Source organism: Sphingomonas gilva (assembly GCF_003515075.1).
Classification (GTDB): Bacteria; Pseudomonadota; Alphaproteobacteria; order Sphingomonadales; family Sphingomonadaceae; genus Sphingomonas; species Sphingomonas gilva.
In genome coordinates, this window is sequence record NZ_QWLV01000004.1 from 128136 (window position 1) to 148940 (window position 20805).

Sequence of the window (20805 nt, forward strand, 5' to 3'; positions counted from 1 at the left end):
GGCAACCCCGCCGTCGCCCCTGCGGAGGCAGGGGCCTCTGGATTTGTGGCACATCGGAATGCCGCATTTGCCGACTGAGGCCCCTGCCTCCGCAGGGGCGACGGAACGCTCACCCGCCCTGCAGGTGCCTGAGGATCACCATCGACTGCTCGGCGCCCGATTGCGGCACGATCTCGCCGGTGCGGTCGGTGATCCGGCTCCACAGCCGCTCGACCGCCTCCGGCGTGCGGTCGTCGGCGGGCAGCAGCGCGCCCTGAGTCATCGTGACATAGGCGGCGTGGACCACGCCCGCGCCCGCGCCGATGATCGCGTTGGTCGGCGCGTCCTCGCAGACCAGGTACAGCGCGGCCGGGACGACATTCTCGGGCGCGAAGGCCTTGAACGCCTCTTCGGGGAAGATGTCCTCGGTCATGCGCGTGCCGGCGACGGGGGCGATCGTGTTGACCTTGATCCCGTATTTCGCGCCTTCGAGATAAAGCGTCTTGGTGAGGCCGGCGAGGCCGAGCTTGGCCGCGCCGTAATTGGCCTGGCCGAAATTGCCGTACAGGCCGGTCGAGGACGCGGTCATCAGGATGCGGCCGTAATTCTGCTCGCGCATCGTCTCCCACACCGCCTTGGTGCAGTTGGCCGACCCGTTGAGGTGCACATCGACGACGAATTTGAAATCCGCCGGCTCCATCTTCACGAAGCTCTTGTCACGCAGCACGCCGGCGTTGTTGATCAGGATGTGGACGCCGCCCCACTTCTCCTTCGCCTTCGCCACCATTTCGACCATCTGGTCATACTCCGTGACACTTCCCCCATCGGACATCGCCTCGCCGCCCTCAGCCGCGATTTCCTCGACGACATTGAGCGCGGCGTCCGAATGGCCGGTGCCGTCGCGCGCGCCGCCGAGATCGTTGACCACCACCCTGGCGCCGCGCCGCGCCAGTTCGAGCGCATAGGCGCGGCCGAGCCCGCCGCCCGCGCCCGTCACGATGGCCACGCGGCCTTCGAAGCTGATGGTCATCGATTGCCCTCCCGTTCCGGCTGATTCGGCGCCGTCCTAGACCGCCATACCCGAAACGGGAAGCGCCGCCGCGACCGGGGGGGGATGGTCACGACGGCGCTGTGACAGCCTGATCGGGGGGAATGACCAGGTGTTCGGCTTCTAAACGGTCAAACGCCGCCGGGGTTCCGACAGCCGTCCTGCACCGAGCCGCGGCATACCGGATACTCGTCCTTCGGCGGCGGCGGCGGGAACGCCTGGGCGACCGGAACGGACGGCTTGAACACGACCTGCGCGCCCGGCTGCGGCGTGCCCGACATCGGCGGCGTCGACGGGGCATAGCCGCCCTCGGTCATCGTGCCGGTGGTCGCCATCGCCGGATCGGTGGCGGGCGCCGTCGCGCGCGCGGTCGATGGATCGGTGGGGGCAGCGGCCGGATCGGCGGGCGTGGTCTGCATCGCCGGATCCTGCGCCATGGTGCTGTCCTGCGTCTGCATCGTGTCCGGCTCGGCCGGCGGAGTTGTCGTGGTGTCCTGGGCGAACGCCGGAACCGACAGGGCGAGCGCGCTGGCTGCCAGCAATGCGAACTTCATGAGCTTCCTCCTTCGGCCGATCGCCCGGAAAGGCGCCGGCCAGTTGCATAACAGAGCGCATGCCGGGCGGCAGCGCGCACCCGGACAACGCATTCTTGTCAGGAAGGTTCAATCGCTTGCGAAACGATTTCGCTCAGGCGGTGCTTTCGGCGTCCAGAGCGTAGCCGGCGGAGCGCACCGTGCGGATCAGATCGGGCTTGTCGCCGACGTTGATCGCCTTGCGCAGCCGGCGGATGTGCACGTCGACGGTGCGCGCCTCGATATCCGAATCATGGCCCCAGACCGCGTCGAGCAGCCGGTCGCGCGAGAACACCCAGCCGGGGTGCTCCAGGAAATGCTTGAGCAGGCGAAACTCGGTGGGGCCGAGCGGCACCATCCGCCCCGAGCGGCGGACCTTGTGGCCGACGGTGTCCATCTCGATGTCGGCATAGGTCAGCGCCTCGCCGGCCAGCGCCGGGCGCACGCGACGCAGCACCGCGCCGACGCGGGCGACCAGCTCGCGCGGGGAGAAGGGCTTTGTGACGTAATCGTCCGCGCCGGTTTCGAGCCCGCGCACGCGGTCCTCCTCCTCGCCGCGCGCGGTGAGCATGATGATCGGCACATTGGCGGTCTCGGGCGCGCGGCGCAGGCGGCGGCACACCTCGATGCCGGGCAGCCCCTCGACCATCCAGTCGAGCAGGACGATATCGGGCGCCGCCTCGCGCGCGAGAAGCAGCGCTTCCTCGCCGTCGGCGGTATGGCGGACCTCGAAGTCCTCGCGCTTGAAATGCCAGATGAGCAGCTCGGCGAGCGCCGAATCGTCTTCCACCAGCAACATTTTCGCCCGGGCCATGTTCGTCTCCTTACACGTCGCTGCCGCCGCGGTCGCGCTCGGCCATGTAATTGCCGGTCGCCGCGAAATAGACCATTTCCGCCACGTTTGTCGCGTGGTCGCCGATCCGCTCTAGATTCTTGGCGACGAACAGCAGGTGCGCGACCTGGCCGATGGTCTTGGGATTTTCCATCATGAAGGTGACGAGCGCGCGGAACAGGCTCGAATAGAAATCGTCGAGCGCGTTGTCCTGCTCGCACACGCGCACCGCCGCATCGGCGTCGCGCGCGGCGAAGGCGTCGAGCACGTCGTGCACCATGTCGCTCGCCATCTGCGCCATCGCCGGCAGCACCGACAGCGGCTCGATCCCCGAATGCTGCTCGATCAGCGGCACGCGCTTGGCGATGTTCTTGGCGTAATCGCCGATCCGTTCGACCACCGCGGCGATCTTGAGCGCGGCGACGACCTCGCGCAGATCGTCGGCCATAGGCGCGCGCAGCGCGATCACCCGCACCGCCAGCCGTTCGACCTCCGCTTCGATCTCGTCGATCCGCGCGTCGTCGCTGCGCACCTTCGCCGCGAGCTTCGTGTCGCTGCGTTGCAGCGCCTGCATCGCATTGGCGATCGCTTCCTCGGCAAGTCCGCCCATCTGCGAGATGAGCCCGCGCAGCTGGCCGATATCCTCGTCGAACGCCTTGACCGTATGTTCCGTGCCCGTTGCCATGTGCCTGTCCCTCAGCCGTAGCGGCCGGTGATGTAATCCTTGGTGCGCTCTTCGCGCGGATTGGTGAAGATGTCGGAGGTGTCGCCATATTCGACGAGATGGCCGAGATGGAAAAAGGCCGTCTTTTGGCTGACGCGCGCCGCCTGCTGCATATTGTGGGTGACGATCACCATCGCATAACGCCCGCGCAATTCGTGGATCAGCTCCTCGATCTTGGCGGTGGCGATGGGATCGAGCGCCGAACAGGGCTCGTCCATCAGGATCACCTCGGGATCGACCGCGATCGCGCGGGCGATGCACAGCCGCTGCTGCTGTCCGCCCGAAAGCGCGGTGCCGCTGTCCGACAGGCGATCCTTGACCTCGTCCCACAGCCCGGCGCGGCGCAGCGATTTCTCGACGATCGCGTCAAGCTCGCTCTTGGCCGCCGCCAGTCCGTGGATGCGCGGGCCATAGGCGACATTCTCGAAGATCGATTTGGGGAAGGGGTTGGGCTTCTGGAACACCATGCCGACACGCGCGCGCAGCTGCACGACGTCCATGTCAGAGGCGTAGATGTCCTCGCCATCGAGCCTGATCTCGCCGGACACGCGCGCGCTTGCGACGGTGTCGTTCATGCGGTTCAGGGTGCGCAGGAAGGTCGATTTGCCGCAGCCCGAGGGGCCGATGAAGGCGGTGACATTGTCCATGTCGACATCGATCGAGACGTCGTTGATCGCCTGCTTCGCCCCGTAGAACACGTTGACGTTGCGCGCGGTCATCTTGGGATCGGAAATGCCCGTGGCATGCGCGGTCGATGCCGGGTCCGGCGCCACGAAAGCGTTGGGCGTTGCAATATCGGTCATCACCAGCGGGTCTCGAACTTGTTGCGAAGATAGATGGCCAGCCCGTTCATCGCGAGCAGGAAGACGAGCAGCACGATGATGGCGGCCGACGTCTTCTCGACGAAGCCGCGGCTGACCTCGTCCGACCAGAGATAGATCTGCACCGGCAGCACCGTCGCGGGCGCGGTGAAGCCGTCGGGCGGGGTGGCGATGAACGCGCGCATGCCGATCATGAGCAGCGGCGCGGTCTCGCCCAGCGCGCGCGCCATGCCGATGATCGTGCCGGTCAGGATGCCGGGCAGCGCGAGCGGCAGGACATGGTGGAACACCACCTGCACCGGGCTCGCGCCCACGCCCAGCGCCGCGTCGCGGATCGATGGCGGCACCGACTTGATCGCGTTGCGCCCGGCGATGACGATCACCGGCATCGTCATCAGCGCAAGCGTCAGTCCGCCGACGAACGCGGCCGATCGCGGCAGATGGAAGGTGCCGAGGAACACCGCCAGGCCGAGCAGGCCGAAGATGATCGAAGGCACGGCGGCAAGGTTGTTGATCGACACCTCGATCAGATCGGTCCAGCGGTTCCGCGGCGCGTACTCCTCAAGGTACACAGCCGAGAACACGCCGATGGGGAAGGCCAGCACGAGCGTGACGAGCATGGTCAGGAGCGAGCCCTTGAACGCGCCCCAGATGCCGACGGCGGTCGGATCGGTCGAATCCGCGCCCTGCAGGAAGCGCAGGTTGAAACCGGACGAGACCTGGCCGGCCGCCTCAAGCCGCTGATAGCGCGCCTCTGCGGTGGGATCGCCATCGCCCTTGGCCGCCATGTCGATCGCGGTCGATGCCGGCACCTCGATCACCGCGCGCTTGCCGAGCAGCGACGGATCGTCGCGCACCGCCTCGCGCACGGTCAGCCACGCGCTGTCGGAGAGCAATGTAGCCCCGTCAGCGCCGAACGCGGCTGTCGCCGCAGCGCTTGTGGTGCCCTGGAAATCGGCGCCCGCCAGCGCGAGGTCCGCCCCCGGTCCTTCAAGCGAAGCCGGCTCGACGACGAGGCCGCTGTTCGCGAAGTCCACCGGCAGCGCGATGTCGGTGCTGGTGAAGCCGCGCAGGCCGTTCGCCAGCATGGTCAGCAGCAGGAACGCGAGGAACCCGGCCGAGAGCAGGATGGCGGCCAGGCCAAGCAGGCGGAACCGCCGTTCGGCGGCATAGCGCTTGCGGATGCGCGCCTGCATCGCGCCGGTGTTCCAGTCGGTCGGGCGGCGTGCGGCGGGCTCGTGCCCCTCGGCCTGCGAGCCGGCGACGAGGGGGCTATTCATATGCTTCTCGATATTTCTTCACGACGCGCAACGCGACGATGTTGAGCAGCAGCGTGACGATGAACAGCACCAGCCCTAGCGCGAAGGCGGCGAGCGTCTTGGCGCTGTCGAACTCCTGATCGCCGGTCAGCAGCTGGACGATCTGGGTGGTGACCGTGGTCACGCTGGCGAAGGGATTGGCGGTCAGGTTGGCGGCCAGACCGGCGGCCATCACCACGATCATCGTCTCGCCGATCGCCCGGCTGACCGCGAGCATGACGCCGCCGACAACACCCGGAAGTGCTGCGGGCAGCAGCACCTTGCGGATCGTCTCCGAAGAAGTCGCGCCCATCGCATAGGAGCCGTCGCGCATCGCCGAGGGCACCGCCGCGATCGAATCGTCCGCCATCGAGGAGACGAAGGGAATGATCATCACGCCCATCACGAGACCGGCGGCGAGCGCGCTTTCGGAAGACGCGCTGCTGATGCCGATCGAGACGCCGAGATCGCGCACCGCAGGCGCGACGGTCAGCGCGGCGAAATAGCCGTAGACCACCGTCGGAACGCCGGCGAGCACCTCCAGAATGGGCTTCATCCATTTGCGCACATTGGGCGCGGCATATTGGGTCAGATAGATCGCGCTCATCAGGCCGAGCGGGATCGCAACCAGCATCGCGATGATCGCGCCGATGAAGATCGTCCCCCAGAACAGCGGGATCGCGCCGAACGCGCCCGACGAGCCGACCTGATCGGCGCGGATCGCGGTCTGCGGGCTCCACTGGGTGCCGAACAGGAACTCGGACGGCGAGACGAAGCTGAAGAAGCGGATCGATTCGAACAGCAGCGAGGCGACGATGCCGATGGTCGTGAGGATCGCGATCAGCGACGCCCCCAGCAGCACAGCCATCACCAGCCGCTCGACCCTGGTGCGGGCGCGGAAATCGGGCCTGATGCGGGTGAAGGCATAGGCGCCCCCGGCGAATGCCAATACCAGCGCCAGCACCGTGCCGATCAGACGGTATTTGCCGATCTCCGCCTCGAATGCGGGCGCAAGGGCCTGCGCCTGCGGGTTGAACGCGCCGGGCAGCTGACCGGTCGCGAGCTGCCGCGCCTCGACCAGGATCGCGGTGCGTTCCATGCCGAAGGCCGGCAATGCCGCGGCCTCGGGCGTCGCCAGCACCGCGCCGTTGATCAGGCCCGGCGTCACCGCGCTCCACACGCCGAGGAACAGCAGGGCCGGCAGCACCGCCCACAGCGCGACGTACCAGCCGTGATACATCGGCAGGGAATGCCGCGTGGCGCCGCCGCGCGGGCCGCCGTCCGCAAACGCCGCCGCGCGCGTGCGCGCCGCGATCCACGCCATCAGCCCGAGGCCGAGGACGAGGAAAAGAAGGGCGGTGGAAGACATTGCCTGGCTGGGCTTATTTCAGCTCGTCGCCGGTCATCGGCGTCAGCGCGGCCGCGCGCTGCGCCATTTCCTTGCGCACCGCATCGGGCGAGGCGATCAGCCCGCGACGCGTGAGATAACCGTCGGGATTCCAGGCGCCTGCATATTCGGCGACGAACTGCTTTAGCCCGGGAATGGCGTTCACATGCGCGCCCTTCACATAGATGAACATCGCGCGCGCGCCGGGATAGGAGAAGTCGGAAATCGTCTGATAGGTCGGCGCGACGCCGTTCATGCTCACGCCGCGGATGCTGTTCTGGTTCTCTTCGAGGAAGCTGTAGCCGAGCACGCCCAGCGCGGTCGGGTTGGACGCCAGCTTCTGGACGATCAGGTTATCGTTCTCGCCGGATTCGATGTACGCGCCGTCCTCGCGGATCTTGCTGCAGATCTGCTCGTGCTGATCCTCGTTGGTCTCCTTCAATGCCTTCATCGCCGGATCGGCGTCGCACCCGGGCACCATGATCAGCTCGACCAGCGAATCGCGCGTGCCCGAGGTGGAGGGCGGGCCATAGACCTGGATCGGCACCGCCGGCAGCGACGGGTTCACGTCGCGCCAGGTCCTGGCGGTCTGCGGCTTGCCGCCGGGGTTGGCGGCGAGCGCCTTGTAGACGTCGGCGGTGGTCAGGCTCATCGCCGGACCGTTATTGGCCTCGACCAGAGCCAGCCCGTCGATGCCGACCTGCAGCTCGACGATCTGCTTGACGCCGTTCGCCTGGCAGCTGTCGAACTCGGACTTCTTCATCCGTCGCGAGGCGTTGGTCAGATCGGGATATTGCGCGCCGACGCCGGCGCAGAACAGCTGCATTCCCGCGCCGGTGCCGGTCGATTCGATGATCGGCGAGCGGAAATCCGCGTTCTTGGTGGTGAACTGCTCGGCGACCGCGGTGGTGAACGGGTAGACCGTGGACGAGCCCACCGCGCGGATTTGCTCGCGCACCTCGCCGCCGGCATCCGAACATGCGGCAAGGGCGAGCGTGGAGGCGGCCAGCAGTGTCAACGTTCTGGTCATCGAATGGTCCCCGGTTTTTGCGAGTCGCGCTGGAAGGTGCGCGTTGCGGCGGCCGCTATCAGGGCTTCGCAGACGTCTCTGTGACGGTTCCGTGAAACTTTGATGACACCGGCTCCGCCGCGCGGGGGATGAGCACGGTGACGGTGGTGCCGACGCCGAGCTTGCTGGCGATGTCCAGCCGGCCGCGATGCCGCTCGACGATATGCTTGACGATGGCGAGGCCGAGGCCGGTGCCGCCGGCCGCGCGGCTGCGGCCGGGATCGACGCGGTAGAAGCGCTCGGTCAGCCGCGGCAGGTGTTGCGGCGCGATGCCGTCGCCCTGGTCGGTCACGGTCAGCGCGACCATGCCGCCCGAATCGGCGCGCAAGGTGAGCGTCACCGGCGTGCCGGCGCGGCCATATTTCAGCGCGTTGCCCGCCAGATTGTGGACGAGCTGCGAAAGCTGCGCGCGGTCGCCGGCGATCGGCGGCACGCCGTTGGCGAGATCGAGGACGATATCCTCCACCCGCGCCCCGCCGCCCTGCGCCAGCTCGATCGAGACCTCCTCGACCAACGCCGCCAGATCGACCGCGCGATCGGGCAGGCGGTATTTCTCGGCCTCGATGCGCGACAGCGACATGAGGTCATCGACCAGCCGCTGCATCCGCCGCGCCTCGTCGAACATCACCTTCAGGAAACGGCCGCGCACCTCTGCGTCGCCGCCGGCGTTGGGATCGTCGAGCGTTTCGATGAAGCCAAGGATCGAGGCGAGCGGAGTGCGCAGCTCATGGCTTGCATTGGCGACGAAATCGACGCGGATCTTCTCCGTCTGATAATTGCCGGTCTGATCGATCAAATGGACGATCCGGTGCCCCGCGCCGTCGTTCGCCACGCGCATCTGCCAGCGTTGCTCGCGTGCGCCGAGCCCGGCCAGATCGACCGGATCGGGATCGTCGAGATCGATCCGCGCGAGCCGCGCCGCCGCCGCCGGGTGCCGGATCGCGGTGCGGATGTCCTCGCCCACCACGTGCCGGCCGAGCAGCTTGAGCGCGGCCTCGTTGGCCAGCACCACCCGCAGGCCTGAGACGATCAGCACCGGCTCGACGATCGCGTCGATCACCGCATGGATCGAGGGGAAGGCGGCGCCCTCCGCCTCGGCGGCGCGCGGCGCCGCGCGTTCGACGGAAGGGTCGCCGAGACCGAAGGCGAGCAGCACCGCGGCGAACCCGGCGACCAGCATGACGACCACCGTTTCGGGCGTGCCGCCGAACAGGAAGGTGCCGATGGCGGCGATCGCGATGATCGCCAGGCCGACAAGCGCGCGCCGGGCGAGGCGGATTCTCACCGCAATCGCTCGAGCGTCGGGATCAGCTCGTCGAAATGGTCGATCACCGCATCGGCCTCCAACTCCTCGACGGGCTGCATCAGGAAGCCGAAGCTGACCGCGACCGACGGGAGGCCGGCGTTCTTCGCCGCCATGATGTCGTAGATCGAATCGCCGACGAACGCCGCCGCTCCGCCGCCGGCACGCCGCACCATCTCGTCGATCGGGGCGCGGTGGGGCTTGGCGAGGCCCGGGCCCATCGTGTCGCCGCCGATCAGCGCGGCGAAGCGGTGGGCGATGTCCAGCTCCGCCAGCACCTTTGCGGCCAGGCTTTCGAACTTGTTGGTGACGATGGCGGCGCGGACGTCCATCTCCTCCAGCCGGTCGAGCGCCTCGATCGCGCCGGGAAAGGGCCGCGTCGCCGTGGCGATGTTCGCCTCGTAATAAGCGAGCAGCAGCTTGTAGAGCCGGTGCAGTTCCCCGTCCGAGCAGCCCCCGGTCGCCGCCATGCCCTGCGCCAGCATGTGCTTCGCGCCGCCGCCGATCATCGGCTTGACCTGTTCGACCGTCAGCAGCGGCCGCCCCGCCTCGGCCAGCGCATGGTTGACCGCGGCGGTCAGATCGCCGCTGGTGTCGAGCAAGGTGCCGTCGAGATCGAACCCGACGACCTGAAAGGGAAATTCGGCCATCGCGCGCAGCCCTGCCAGCCGCACTATGGATTTGGCAACCCGTCCGTGGCAGGGCGCAGCCGATGGCGACCCCTTCGACCTCCCGCCCGCTTGCGGCGATCATCCTTGCCGCCGGGCAAGGGACGCGGATGAAGTCCGATAGGCACAAGGTGCTGCACCCCATCGCCGGGCGGCCCATGCTGCTGCACCTGATCGACAGCATCGGCCAGGCGGGCGCGGAAAGATCGGTCGTCGTGGTTGGCGCCGGGCGCGGGCAGATCGACGCGGCGGTCGCGCCGTTGGGCATCGCGACGGCGCTTCAGGCCGAGCAGCTGGGAACGGCGCACGCGACGCTGCAGGCGCGCGATGCGCTTGCGGATTTCGAAGGCATCGTGATCGTCTGCTTCGGCGACACCCCGTTCCTGCGGGCCGAGACGATCACGGCGATGGCCGCGCGGCTGGAGGCCGAAGACGCGCCGCGCATCGTCATGCTCGGCTTCCGGCCGGACGACGCGAAGGCCTATGGCCGGATCATCGCCGATGCGGACGGCTCGATCCGCAAGATGGTCGAGTTCAAGGATGCGAGCGAGGACGAGCGCGCGGTCGATCTGTGCAATTCGGGCGTCACCGCGATCCGCGCCGCCGATCTGTGGCCGCTGCTGGATCGGGTCGGCAACGACAATGCCGCGGGCGAATATTATCTGCCCGATATCGTCATGCTTGCGCTGGCGGACGGGGGTCGGGCGGTGGTGGTGGAGACGCGAGCCGACGAGGTGATCGGCATCAACAGCCGCGCCGAGCTGGCATATGCCGAAAGCCGCTGGCAGGCGGCGCGGCGGGAGGCGGTGATGGCGGCGGGGGTCTCGCTGATCGCGCCGGACACCGTCTGGTTCGCTCACGACACCGAGATCGGCCGCGATGTGACGATCGAGCCCAATGTCTGGTTCGGCCCCGGCGTGAAGATCGCCGACCGCGCCACGATCCATGCCTTTTCGCATATCGAGGGCGCGGTGATCGGGGAGGGCGCCGAGGTCGGCCCCTACGCCCGTCTGCGCCCCGGCGCGGTGCTGGGCGAGAAATCCAAGGTGGGTAATTTCGTCGAGGTGAAGAAGGCGGTGCTCGGCAGGGGCGCCAAGGCCAATCACCTGACCTATCTGGGCGATGCGGAGATCGGCGCGGGCGCGAACATCGGCGCGGGCACCATCACCTGTAATTACGACGGCTATTTCAAATACCGAACGGTGATCGGCGAAGGCGCCTTCATCGGCTCCAATTCGGCGCTGGTCGCCCCCGTTTCGATCGGTGCGGGCGCGATCGTGGGGGCGGGCGCGGTGGTCACCGCCGATGTCGAGGCCGACGCGCTCGCGCTGGTGCGCCCCGAGCAGCGCGCCAAGCCGGGTTGGGCGAAGCGTTTTCGTGACGCGATGATGGCGAAGAAGGCTGGGAAACAGCTATAGCGTTGCCGTAGGAGGCGGCGTAAGGATGCCGCCGAAAGGCCGACCGATGGAACAGTTTGACCGCATAACCCTGCGTCCGGACACAATGGGCGGCAAAGCCTGCATCCGCGGCACACGGGCCACCGTCGGCATGATTGTGGGGCAGATCGGAGCCGGACAGACCATCGATTCGCTGCTGCGCGACTACCCCTATCTTGAGCGGGAGGACGTACTGCAGGCTCTGCGCTATGCCGCCTGGCGCGCCGAGGAACGTGAGATCAAGCTCGCAAGTTGATGCGGCTGCTCATCGATATGAATCTTTCGCCTAAATGGGCCGACTTCCTTGAAGGCGCGGGCTATGAGGCGACGCACTGGTCAAAGCTCGGTGCGCCCGATGCGACCGATCCGGAGCTGATGACCTTCGCAACGTCGCACGGCTATGTGATCATCACCCATGATCTTTTCGGCGCTATATTGGCCGCCACGCAGGGCATGGGACCGAGCGTCGTTCAAGTCAGAGCCGATGATCTCGATCCAGCCGCTATCGGACCGCAGATTGTCGCCGCGCTTCACCAAGCCGGACAGGCGCTGACGGAAGGCGCCCTCGTTACGGTCGATCCCGCGCGGTCGCGGATCACGTTGCTTCCGATCAACAGGGAAATCAGTGGTAACGCCAATGCCCATACGGGTGAACTTCCTGCTTCCTTCAATGAGGATTGAATTCAGCAATGTGCGGTATCGTGGGAATTCTGGGCAGTGGTGACGTTGCCGATCGGTTGCTCGACGGCCTGAAGCGGCTCGAATATCGGGGTTATGATTCCGCCGGGATCGCCACCATCGACGGCGGCGAGATCAAGCGGCGGCGGGCCGAAGGGAAGCTCGTCAACCTGGCGAGGAAGCTCGCGGAAGAGCCGCTGCCCGGCGCTTCGGGCATCGCGCATACGCGCTGGGCGACGCACGGCGCGCCGACCGAGGACAATGCGCATCCGCACATCGCCGGCGACGTCGTCATCGTCCACAACGGCATCATCGAGAATTTCAAGCCGCTGCGCGACGAATTGATCGCCGATGGCCGGAAATTCCTCAGCCAGACCGATACCGAGGTCGTCGCGCACCTCGTCGCGCGCGAGGTGGAGAAGGGGAGCGACCTGCGCCAGGCCGTAGCCACGGTGCTGCCGCGCCTGCACGGCGCCTTCGCGCTGGCGGTGATGCTGAAGTCCGAGCCCGATCTGCTGGTCGGGGCGCGGCTCGGCGCGCCGCTGACGGTCGGTTATGGCGAAGGCGAGAATTATCTGGGGTCTGACGCGCTCGCGCTCGCACCCTTGACCCAGCGCATCGCCTATCTCGAAGAGGGAGACTGGGTCGCGATCACCCGCACCGCGGTCGAGATCTACGATCGCGCCAATGACCGCGTCGAACGGCCGATCGTCCAGTCGGGCGCGTCGGGCCAGCTGATCGACAAGGGCAACCACCGCCATTTCATGCTCAAGGAAATCCATGAGCAGCCGGTGGTCGTCGCGCAGACGCTGCAAAGCTATCTCCGCCCGCTGGAGGCGCAGGTCGCGCTGCCCGACATGGAGTTCGACCTGGCCGCGATCGAGCGCGTCGCGATCATCGCCTGCGGCACGTCCAGCTATGTCGCGATGATCGGCAAATATTGGATCGAGCAGTTCGCGCGCGTGCCGGTGGAGGTCGATGTCGCGAGCGAATATCGCTACCGCGATCCGGTCCTGACCCCCAACATGCTCGGCCTGGTCATCTCGCAATCGGGCGAGACGGCGGACACGCTGGCGGCGCTGCGCCACCTGAAGGTGGGCGGCGTCACTACCGCGGGCATCATCAACGTGCCGACCAGCAGCATGGCGCGTGAGGTCGATCTGCTCCTCCCCACCCATGCCGGGCCGGAGATCGGCGTCGCCTCGACCAAGGCGTTCACCTGTCAGCTCGCGGTGATGGCCGCGCTCGCCACCAACCTCGCCCGCGCCAAGGGCAAGCTCTCGCCGGAGGAGGAGCGCGAAATCGTCCGCCATCTCGCCGAGGTGCCCGAGGCGATGAGCGACGCGCTGTCCCGCGACGAGCATATCGCCGGGATGGCGCCGCGCATCGCCCAGGCGCGCGACGTGCTCTATCTGGGGCGCGGGCCGGACTATCCGATGGCGCTCGAAGGTGCACTGAAACTCAAGGAAATCAGCTATATCCACGCCGAAGGCTATGCCTCGGGCGAGATGAAGCACGGGCCGATCGCGCTGATCGACGATGCCGTGCCGCTGATCGTCATCGCCCCGTCGGGCCCGCTGTTCGACAAGACCGTGAGCAACATGCACGAGGCTGAGGCGCGCGGCGCGCAGGTGGTGCTGATCTCCGACGCGGACGGCATCGCCCAGGCCGGCGAGAACACCATCGCGACGATCGAGATGCCCAAGGTCCACCCGCTGATCGCGCCTTTGGTCTATGCGGTGCCGGTGCAGCTGCTCGCCTATCACGTCGCCGTCGCCAAGGGCACCGACGTCGATCAGCCGCGCAACCTGGCGAAGAGCGTGACCGTCGAATAGGCGCTAGCCGCCCTTCTTCCGCCGCGTCTCCCAACCCTTCTTGGCGGCGGCCGAGCGATCCGCGGCAGATCGGTTGGCCGACGCCGCGCCGCCCTTGCGGCCGCCTTTCTTCGACGAAACATTGGTGTCCTTCTTGCCGCGGCCCGACCCGGATTTGTTGCCGCCGCCCGATTCCTTGTTGACCGTCGCCCAGGCGCGGCTCTCGGCTTCCTTCTTGGAAACCCCGCGCTTTTCATATCCTTCCTCGATATGCTCGGCCTTGCGCTTCTGCTTGTCGGTGTAGCTGCTCTTGTCGCCTCGAGGCATCGCATCCTCCTTCATCCTAGCGAGGAGACAACGCGCGATGACCGACATCTCTCCCGCGGAGCCAAGGCGCGCGCCGGCCGTTGAGCGGTGTGGAGATTTGCGATGGCCGACACCGGACAAGCGCGCGCCGAGATGGTCGATCGGCAGATCGCCGCGCGCGGCATTCGCGACGAACGCCTGCTGGCGGCGATGCGCGAGGTGCCGCGCGACCTCTTCGTCGGCGAGGAACGGTCGGCGCACGCGCACGACGACAGCGCGCTTCCCATCGCCGCGGGGCAGACCATCTCGCAGCCCTATATCGTCGCCGCGATGATCGAGGCGGCGCGGGTGGGGCGGGACGACCGCGTGCTTGAGATCGGCGCCGGCTCGGGTTACGCGGCGGCGGTGATGGGGAGGCTCGCACGCGAGGTCCATGCGGTCGAACGCCTTGCCGAGCTGGCCGAGCTCGCCGCCGGGCGGATGGCCGGGCTCGGCTACGCCAACGTCCATATCCATCAGGGCGACGGAACCGGGGGATGGCCGGACGCCGCGCCGTTCGACGCGATCCTCGTCTCGGCGGCGGGGCCCGACGTGCCGCAGCCGCTGATCGAGCAGCTCGCGCCGGGCGGCCGCCTCGTCATGCCGGTCGGCGGCGGCCATGTGCAGTCGCTGGTGCGCGTGACGCGTGACGCCGCCGGGGCCGTCGCGCGCGAGAAGCTCGACGATGTCTGCTTCGTGCCGCTGATCGGCGCGCATGGCTGGCCGGAGCGATGAACGGCTCTGGCGCTTCGGCCTGTGATGGCGCTAGGGCAGGGATATGAGCGAGGCCATCACGTTCGACGATTTTCTGAAGGTCGATATCCGCGTCGGCACGATCGTGTCGGCCGAGCCCTTTCCCGAAGCGCGCAAGCCGGCGCTGAAGCTGGTCATCGATTTCGGCGCGGAGATCGGCCGGAAGAAATCCTCCGCGCAGATCACGCGGCATTATGCGGCGGAGGAGTTGGTCGGGCGGCAGGTGGCGGCGGTGGTCAACTTTCCGCCGCGCCAGATCGGGCCGATGCGCTCCGAGGTGCTGACCTTGGGCTTTCCCGACGCTCAGGGGGAGGTGGTGCTGCTCTCGCCCGAACGCGCGGTTCCCGATGGCGGACGGCTGTTCTGAAGGGCGCTTGACTCGTCCGGATAGTGGCTCGATAAGAGAACATATGAGGAACATATGTTCGAGTCGACTGATCGCGTCGCGCAGCTCCGGCGCAAGCTAGCGCGGATAGAGCAAGGCCGCCCATCCGCGCGCACGCGCCATTCGCGCTTCGATCATGCGGACCTCGACAGGGTGCTGGGCGGCGGTCTCGCGCGGGGCCGCCTGCACGAGGTCTATGCGGCGGATGGAGGCGATGCGGGCAGCGCCGCCGGCTTCGCCGCGATGCTCGGCTGCGAACTGGGCGGGGCGATCGTCTGGCTCCGCACCGCCTCGGCCGAACAGCGCGGCGGCCGGCTGCACGCGCCGGGGCTGTGCGAGATCGGGCTCGATCCCGCGCGCCTGATCCTGGGCGTGCTGCCCGATGCGCAGGCGGTGCTGCGCGCGGGGCTGGACGTGGTGCGCTGCCCCGATGTGGGCGCGGCGGTGATCGAGCTGTGGGGCGCGCAGCCCAGGCTGGATCTGACCGCGAGCCGGCGGCTGGCGGTCGCCGCCGAAGCCTCGGGCGTCACCGTGCTGGTGCTGCGCATCGCCGCCGAGGCGGTGCCGAGCGCCGCGCACACCCGCTGGGGCGTGCGCGCGGCGGCGTCGGCGCCGCTGGAGGCAGGCGCCCCCGGCCATGCGGCGCTGGAGGTGGAATTGTTGCGCCAGCGCGGCGGACCGGAAGGCGCGCGCTGGCTGTTGGAGTGGGATCGTGACCAACGCCGTTTCCGGGACGAGGATCAGCACGCCGGGCGAGCGGCGCCATATGGCGCTGTGGTTCCGCTTTCTGCCGGCGGACCGCTGGGCGCGGGAGCAGCCGCCTGGCGCAACGCCGGCTGATGCCCCCGTCGCCTTCGTCGAAAAACAGCGCGGGGCGATGCGCATCGCAGCGCTCGATCCCCGCGCGACAGCGCTCGGCCTTTCGCCAGGCATGGCGCTGGCCGATGCGCGCGCCTGCGTGCCCGATCTGATCGCGGTCGATCACGATCCCGCCGCCGACCACCGGCTGATCGAGCGGATCGCCGATATCTGCGACCGCTATACGCCGATGGTCGCGATCGATCCGCCCGATGGAGTGACGCTCGATATCACCGGCTGCGCGCATCTGTTCGGCGGCGAGGCGGCGATGACGGCCGATATCGAGGCGCGGATGGTCGGGCTACGCCTGCGCGTCCGCCATGCCGCCGCCGCGACGCCCGAAGGCGCGCAGGCGCTCGCGCGCTTTCAGACCATGCCCGCGGCGGACGAAGCGGCGGCCTTGCGACGATTGCCGATCGCCGCGCTGCGGCTGGAGGAGGATGCCGAGATCGCCTTGCGCCGCGCGGGGCTGAAGACGATCGGCGATCTCGCGGCGCGCCCCACCGCGCCGCTCGCCGCGCGCTTCGGCGACCGCACCGTGTCCGCGCTCGATCGGCTGCTGGGCCGCGTTGACAGCCGCATCACGCCCTTGCGCCCGCCGCCTGCCTTGTTCTTCGAACGCCGCTTCGCCGATCCGATCGTCAGCGCCACGCTCGGGGTCGCCGTGATCGGCGAGCTGGCGGAAGAGGCGGCGCGGATATTGGCGGAGCGCCGGGCGGGCGGCCGCCGCTTCGCCGCGCGCTTCTATCGCAGCGACGGCGCGGTGCGCGATCTGGCGGTGGAAACCAGCCTGCCGACGCGCGATCCAGGCGCGATCATGCGGCTGTTCGAGGAACGCGTCGCTGGGCTCGCCGATCCGATCGATCCCGGTTTCGGTTTCGACATGATCCGCCTCGCCGTGCCTGGCATCGAGCCGCTCGCGCCGTCGCAGCTGCGGCTGGAAGGCGGGGCTGCCAATGAGGAAGCCCTGGCCGCACTGGTCGACCGGCTGAGCACGCGCCTGGGCCGCGGGCGAATCCGCCGCTTCATGGCCTTGGACACGCATATTCCCGAACAAGGCGTGCTCGCCTTGCCCGCGATCGACGCGGCCGCCCCCGCCGCCTGGCCGCGCCCCGAACAGGGCGAGCCGCCGCTGCGCCCCTTGCACCTGTTCGATCCACCGCAGCCGGTCGAGGTGGTGGCCGAGGTGCCCGACGGGCCGCCCCACCGTTTCCGCTGGCGACGCACGCTGCACGAGGTGCGCCGGTTCGAGGGGCCCGAGCGGATCGCCGCCGAATGGTGGCGGCGCAAGGACAATCACGGCCTGACGCGCGATTATTACCGGGTGGAGGATGCGCGCGGACGCCGCTTCTGGCTGTTCCGCCATGGGCTGTACGAAAGCGAGCGCCCCGATCCGCGCTGGTATGTGCATGGGCTTTTCGCGTGAGCGGGTTCGCCGAACTGGTCGCGGCGACCAACTATTCCTTCCTGCACGGCGCCTCTCACCCGTCGGACATGGTCGCACGGGCGAACCATCTTGGATTGACCGCGATTGGCATCGCCGACCGCAATACCGTGGCGGGCGTGGTCCGCGCCTATGTCGCGCTGCGCGACGCGCCGGAAAAGGCCGAGGCCGCGCTGCTGAAGACGAAGGAGGAGCGCGGCGAGCCGCTGGAGCTGACGCCGGAGGAACTGGCAAGCTGTCGCACCGGCTTGCGCCTTGTCGTCGGCGCGCGGCTGGTGTTCGCCGACGGCACGCCGGACATCGTCGCCTATCCCGAGACGCGGCGCGGCTGGGGAAGGCTGACCCGGCTGCTGACCAAGGGAAATCTCCGCGCTGTCAAGGGCGGCTGCATCCTGAGGTTCGACGATCTGCTCGACCATCTCGACGATCTGGCGCTGATCGTCCTGCCGGACTCGACCGCGGTGGAGCAGGAAGCGCATCGCAAGCCGGTCGATTACCAGTTCGAAGACGGCGAAACCGGCCCGGCGCCGCACCTGAAGCTGGTTCCGCCCGCCGATCTGGAGGAAACCCTGTCAAGGCTGTCGGCCAGGGCGCCAGGGCGTGTGTGGCTGGGCGCGAGCATGGCATATCGCGGCAGCGACGCCCGGCGGCTCGTCCGCCTCAAGCGCATCGCCGCCGCTGCGCGCGCGCCGCTGCTCGCGACCAACGATGTGCTCTACGCCGATTCCTCGCGGCGCGCGCTGCACGACGTGCTGACCTGCATTCGGCTGGGCAGGACGATCGCAGAGGTCGGCCGCGCGCTGGAGGCCAATGCGGAACGCCATGTGAAGGGCGAGGTGGAGATGGCGCGGCTGTTCCGCGCCTGCCCGGAGGCGATCGGCGAGACGCGGCGGCTGCTCGCGCGCATCCGCTTCACGCTCGATGATCTGCGCTACGAATACCCCCACGAGCCCGTGCCGCCGGGCTGGAAGCCAACGCCCTATCTGCTCCATCTCGCCAAACAGGCGGCGATCGCCCGCTACGGCGCGCCGCTGCCTCCCAAGGTCCGCAAGCTGATCGCGGAGGAGATCAGACTCATCCGCAAGCGTAACTACGCCTATTATTTCCTCACCGTGTACGATCTGGTCCGGTTCGCACGCGCGCAGGACCCGCCGATCCTGTGTCAGGGGCGCGGATCGGCGGCCAATTCGATCATCTGCTTCCTGCTGGGAGTCACCTCGGTCGATCCACTCGAGCATGATCTGCTGTTCTCGCGCTTTGTCTCCGACGATCGCAACGAGCCGCCCGATATTGACGTCGATTTCGAGCACGAACGGCGCGAGGAGGTGATGCAATATGTCTATGAGCGCTACGGCCGCCACCGCGCTGGCATCGCCGCGACGGTGATCCATTACCGGTCGCGCAGCGCGGTGCGCGAGGTCGCCAAGGTGCTGGGGCTTAGCGAGGACGTGTCGGCGCGCCTCGCCGGCACCGTCTGGGGCAGCTGGTCGGGCGACATGGAGGATCGCCGTTTCACCGAAGCCGGCTTCGATCTCGCCAATCTGGAGATCACGCGGCTGCGCTTCGTCATGGACCAGCTGCTGGAGGCGCCGTTTCCGCGCCATCTGTCGCAGCATGTCGGCGGCTTCGTGCTGACTCAGGACCGGCTCGACGAGACCGTGCCGATCCACCACGCGGCGATGAAGGATCGCAGCTTCATCGAATGGGACAAGGACGATATCGACGCGCTGGGGCTGATGAAGGTCGATGTCCTCGCGCTCGGCATGCTCACATGCATCCGCAAGAGCTTCGATCTGATGCGCGCGCATGGCCTGGGCGAGCACGCGCTGGATCTCGATATCAAGGCGGATGACCCCAAAGTTTATGAGATGCTTCAAAAAGGCGACAGCATCGGCGTGTTCCAGGTCGAAAGCCGGGCGCAGATCAACATGCTGCCGCGGCTCAAGCCAGAAAACCTCTATGATCTGACCGTGCAGGTGGCGATCGTCCGCCCGGGGCCGATCGAAGGCGACATGGTCCATCCCTATCTCAGGCGGCGCAGCAAGGTCGAAAAGGTCGAATACCCGTCACCCGCGCCGCCCAACAATCCCGACGAGCTGCGCGGATTGCTCGGCAAGACCTATGGCGTGCCGCTGTTCCAGGAACAGGCGATGAAGCTCGCCATCGTCGCCGCCGCCTTCACACCTTCCGAAGCCAATCAGCTGCGCCGCGCGATGGCGACCTTCCGCAATGTCGGCACCATCCAGAATTTCCGCACAAAGATGGTCGAAGGCATGGTCAGGCGCGGGTACGAACGCGACTTCGCCGAACGCTGCTTCAAGCAGATTGAGGGGTTTGGGAGCTATGGATTTCCGGAAAGCCATGCGCTTTCCTTCGCGCGGCTGGTCTATGTTTCGTCATGGATCAAATGCCACCAGCCGGCGGTGTTCGCCTGCGCGCTGCTCAATTCGCAGCCGATGGGCTTCTACGCCCCCGCGCAGATCGTTGGCGATGCGCGCAAACATATCGAGGTGCGGCCGATCGATGTGAACGCCAGCACATGGGACAACAGCCTGGAGCGCCGCGAGGACGGCGCGCTCGCGCTCCGGCTGGGCTTCCGCCAGATCACGGGCTTCCGCGAGGACTGGGCTCTCGAAATCGCCAAGGCGCGCGCGAACGGCGCCTTCGCCGATGTGGAGACGCTGGCCCGCCGCGCCGGCCTGCCCCAGCGTGCGCTGCGCCTGCTGGCCGATTCGGACGCGTTCGGCTCGATCGGCAGCGACCGCCGCGCCGCCCTGTGGGAGGTGCGCCGCACGCCGAACAACGAACTGCCGCTGTTCGCCGCCGCCGCCGCCCGCGAGCTGGGCGCGGAGGTCGACATGGCGCTCCCCGCGATGGGCGAGGCCGAGCATGTCGTGATCGATTACCAGATGACCCGCCTGTCGCTGAAGGACCATCCGATGCGCTTCCTGCGCCCGGTGCTGGCGGGGGAAGGCGTGGCGAGCTGCGCCGACGTGTCGAACGCCAAGCCGGGCGCGAAGATCAGCGTCGCCGGCATCGTCCTGGTCCGTCAGCGCCCCGGCAAGGGCAACGCCATCTTCGTCACGCTGGAGGACGAGACCGGCATCACCAACATCATCATGTGGGCGCGCACCTTCGAGCGCAATCGCCGGCAGGTGATGGCGTCGCGGCTGATGCTGGTCGAGGGCGAGGTGCAGAAGAGCCCCGAGGGCGTCGTCCATGTCATGGCCTCGCGGATCATCAACCGCAACGAACTGCTCGACCGCCTGTCGGACACCGACGCGCCGGACATCGATCGCGCCCGCGCCGATATCGGCATGCGGCCCGATCCGCGCGCGCGCCACCCGCGGAACGTGCGCATCCTGCCCAAGTCGCGCGACTTCCATTGAAG

Annotated in this window: 20 protein-coding genes; 9 read left to right on the forward strand and 11 right to left on the reverse strand. The window is 67.9% G+C overall.

Translation table 11 applies throughout. The annotated features are described in order from the left end of the window. Positions 1-109 precede the first annotated feature (109 nt). The 10 genes from D1610_RS10750 to D1610_RS10795 form a co-directional block, all read right to left on the reverse strand. Positions 110-1009: an SDR family NAD(P)-dependent oxidoreductase gene (locus D1610_RS10750; RefSeq protein ID WP_118864182.1), complete on the reverse strand. Its 900-nt coding sequence runs from the start codon at positions 1007-1009 to the stop codon at positions 110-112. A 149-nt stretch (positions 1010-1158) separates the two neighbouring features. Then, positions 1159-1581: a hypothetical protein gene (locus D1610_RS10755; protein ID WP_118864183.1), complete on the reverse strand. Its 423-nt coding sequence runs from the start codon at positions 1579-1581 to the stop codon at positions 1159-1161. A gap of 133 nt (positions 1582-1714) precedes the next feature. Continuing rightward, entirely contained in the window at positions 1715-2413 is a 699-nt protein-coding gene (gene phoB, locus D1610_RS10760; protein WP_118864184.1) for a phosphate regulon transcriptional regulator PhoB, read from the reverse strand. Between the two features lie 10 nt (positions 2414-2423). After that, the gene (gene phoU / locus D1610_RS10765; RefSeq protein WP_118864185.1) at positions 2424-3116 is read right to left on the reverse strand and encodes a phosphate signaling complex protein PhoU; all 693 of its coding nucleotides are present in this window, start codon (positions 3114-3116) and stop codon (positions 2424-2426) included. An 11-nt stretch (positions 3117-3127) separates the two neighbouring features. After that, positions 3128-3874: a phosphate ABC transporter ATP-binding protein PstB gene (pstB, locus tag D1610_RS10770; protein WP_222926997.1), complete on the reverse strand. Its 747-nt coding sequence runs from the start codon at positions 3872-3874 to the stop codon at positions 3128-3130. A gap of 83 nt (positions 3875-3957) precedes the next feature. After that, on the reverse strand, positions 3958-5256 hold the full coding sequence (pstA, locus tag D1610_RS10775; protein WP_245942158.1) for a phosphate ABC transporter permease PstA: 1299 nt from the start codon (positions 5254-5256) through the stop codon (positions 3958-3960). Beyond that, the gene (gene pstC / locus D1610_RS10780) at positions 5249-6643 is read right to left on the reverse strand and encodes a phosphate ABC transporter permease subunit PstC (protein WP_118864186.1); all 1395 of its coding nucleotides are present in this window, start codon (positions 6641-6643) and stop codon (positions 5249-5251) included. Before pstC ends, pstA begins: the two co-directional genes overlap by 8 nt. A gap of 13 nt (positions 6644-6656) precedes the next feature. Further along, complete coding sequence (locus D1610_RS10785) at positions 6657-7691, reverse strand: substrate-binding domain-containing protein (RefSeq protein ID WP_118864187.1); 1035 nt, start codon at positions 7689-7691, stop codon at positions 6657-6659. A gap of 58 nt (positions 7692-7749) precedes the next feature. After that, positions 7750-9015: an ATP-binding protein gene (locus D1610_RS10790; protein WP_245942160.1), complete on the reverse strand. Its 1266-nt coding sequence runs from the start codon at positions 9013-9015 to the stop codon at positions 7750-7752. Beyond that, a complete protein-coding gene (locus tag D1610_RS10795) occupies positions 9012-9683 on the reverse strand; it encodes an HAD-IA family hydrolase (RefSeq protein WP_118864258.1) in 672 nt (223 codons plus the stop codon). Before D1610_RS10795 ends, D1610_RS10790 begins: the two co-directional genes overlap by 4 nt. A 62-nt stretch (positions 9684-9745) precedes the next feature. On the opposite strand from D1610_RS10795, the gene glmU reads away from it, so the two are divergent. Genes glmU through glmS form a run of 4 tightly spaced genes read left to right on the forward strand, consistent with a single transcriptional unit; the run spans position 9746 to position 13650 of the window. Continuing rightward, the gene (gene glmU, locus D1610_RS10800; RefSeq protein WP_118864188.1) at positions 9746-11119 is read left to right on the forward strand and encodes a bifunctional UDP-N-acetylglucosamine diphosphorylase/glucosamine-1-phosphate N-acetyltransferase GlmU; all 1374 of its coding nucleotides are present in this window, start codon (positions 9746-9748) and stop codon (positions 11117-11119) included. A gap of 46 nt (positions 11120-11165) precedes the next feature. After that, on the forward strand, positions 11166-11393 hold the full coding sequence (locus tag D1610_RS10805) for a DUF433 domain-containing protein (RefSeq protein ID WP_118864189.1): 228 nt from the start codon (positions 11166-11168) through the stop codon (positions 11391-11393). Continuing rightward, positions 11393-11818: a DUF5615 family PIN-like protein gene (locus D1610_RS10810; protein ID WP_118864190.1), complete on the forward strand. Its 426-nt coding sequence runs from the start codon at positions 11393-11395 to the stop codon at positions 11816-11818. Before D1610_RS10805 ends, D1610_RS10810 begins: the two co-directional genes overlap by 1 nt. 8 nt (positions 11819-11826) lie before the next feature. Further along, entirely contained in the window at positions 11827-13650 is a 1824-nt protein-coding gene (gene glmS, locus D1610_RS10815; RefSeq protein WP_118864191.1) for a glutamine--fructose-6-phosphate transaminase (isomerizing), read from the forward strand. A 3-nt stretch (positions 13651-13653) separates the two neighbouring features. Here glmS and D1610_RS10820 read toward each other — a convergent pair whose 3' ends face one another. Further along, a complete protein-coding gene (locus D1610_RS10820; RefSeq protein ID WP_118864259.1) occupies positions 13654-13956 on the reverse strand; it encodes a plasmid stabilization protein in 303 nt (100 codons plus the stop codon). A 102-nt stretch (positions 13957-14058) separates the two neighbouring features. Between D1610_RS10820 and D1610_RS10825 the strand changes: the two genes are divergently transcribed. The 5 genes from D1610_RS10825 to D1610_RS10845 are packed head-to-tail and all read left to right on the forward strand — an operon-like array spanning position 14059 to position 20803. Continuing rightward, positions 14059-14709, forward strand: a complete 651-nt coding sequence (locus tag D1610_RS10825) for a protein-L-isoaspartate(D-aspartate) O-methyltransferase (protein ID WP_118864192.1) — start codon at positions 14059-14061, stop codon at positions 14707-14709. Between the two features lie 43 nt (positions 14710-14752). Next, complete coding sequence (locus tag D1610_RS10830; RefSeq protein ID WP_118864193.1) at positions 14753-15094, forward strand: tRNA-binding protein; 342 nt, start codon at positions 14753-14755, stop codon at positions 15092-15094. A gap of 54 nt (positions 15095-15148) precedes the next feature. Beyond that, the gene (locus tag D1610_RS17395) at positions 15149-15952 is read left to right on the forward strand and encodes an ImuA family protein (protein WP_182466787.1); all 804 of its coding nucleotides are present in this window, start codon (positions 15149-15151) and stop codon (positions 15950-15952) included. After that, positions 15879-17396, forward strand: a complete 1518-nt coding sequence (locus D1610_RS17260; protein WP_245942176.1) for a Y-family DNA polymerase — start codon at positions 15879-15881, stop codon at positions 17394-17396. Before D1610_RS17395 ends, D1610_RS17260 begins: the two co-directional genes overlap by 74 nt. Continuing rightward, positions 17393-20803, forward strand: coding sequence for an error-prone DNA polymerase (locus D1610_RS10845; RefSeq protein WP_245942161.1), 3411 nt, complete (start codon positions 17393-17395; stop codon positions 20801-20803). The genes D1610_RS17260 and D1610_RS10845 overlap by 4 nt, the downstream gene beginning before the upstream one ends. Positions 20804-20805 lie beyond the last annotated feature (2 nt).

Coding starts and splice junctions, on each gene's coding strand:
- D1610_RS10755 (WP_118864183.1), bottom strand. CDS start 1,581: ATGAAGTTCGCATTGCTGGCAGCCAGCGCGCTCGCCCTGTCGGTTCCG.
- D1610_RS10805 (WP_118864189.1), top strand. CDS start 11,166: ATGGAACAGTTTGACCGCATAACCCTGCGTCCGGACACAATGGGCGGC.
- D1610_RS10750 (WP_118864182.1), bottom strand. CDS start 1,009: ATGACCATCAGCTTCGAAGGCCGCGTGGCCATCGTGACGGGCGCGGGC.
- pstB (WP_222926997.1), bottom strand. CDS start 3,874: ATGACCGCGCGCAACGTCAACGTGTTCTACGGGGCGAAGCAGGCGATC.
- phoB (WP_118864184.1), bottom strand. CDS start 2,413: ATGGCCCGGGCGAAAATGTTGCTGGTGGAAGACGATTCGGCGCTCGCC.
- D1610_RS10785 (WP_118864187.1), bottom strand. CDS start 7,691: ATGACCAGAACGTTGACACTGCTGGCCGCCTCCACGCTCGCCCTTGCC.
- glmU (WP_118864188.1), top strand. CDS start 9,746: ATGGCGACCCCTTCGACCTCCCGCCCGCTTGCGGCGATCATCCTTGCC.
- D1610_RS10795 (WP_118864258.1), bottom strand. CDS start 9,683: ATGGCCGAATTTCCCTTTCAGGTCGTCGGGTTCGATCTCGACGGCACC.
- glmS (WP_118864191.1), top strand. CDS start 11,827: ATGTGCGGTATCGTGGGAATTCTGGGCAGTGGTGACGTTGCCGATCGG.
- D1610_RS17260 (WP_245942176.1), top strand. CDS start 15,879: ATGGCGCTGTGGTTCCGCTTTCTGCCGGCGGACCGCTGGGCGCGGGAG.
- phoU (WP_118864185.1), bottom strand. CDS start 3,116: ATGGCAACGGGCACGGAACATACGGTCAAGGCGTTCGACGAGGATATC.
- D1610_RS10830 (WP_118864193.1), top strand. CDS start 14,753: ATGAGCGAGGCCATCACGTTCGACGATTTTCTGAAGGTCGATATCCGC.
- pstA (WP_245942158.1), bottom strand. CDS start 5,256: ATGAATAGCCCCCTCGTCGCCGGCTCGCAGGCCGAGGGGCACGAGCCC.
- D1610_RS17395 (WP_182466787.1), top strand. CDS start 15,149: ATGTTCGAGTCGACTGATCGCGTCGCGCAGCTCCGGCGCAAGCTAGCG.
- D1610_RS10810 (WP_118864190.1), top strand. CDS start 11,393: ATGCGGCTGCTCATCGATATGAATCTTTCGCCTAAATGGGCCGACTTC.
- D1610_RS10820 (WP_118864259.1), bottom strand. CDS start 13,956: ATGCCTCGAGGCGACAAGAGCAGCTACACCGACAAGCAGAAGCGCAAG.
- pstC (WP_118864186.1), bottom strand. CDS start 6,643: ATGTCTTCCACCGCCCTTCTTTTCCTCGTCCTCGGCCTCGGGCTGATG.
- D1610_RS10825 (WP_118864192.1), top strand. CDS start 14,059: ATGGCCGACACCGGACAAGCGCGCGCCGAGATGGTCGATCGGCAGATC.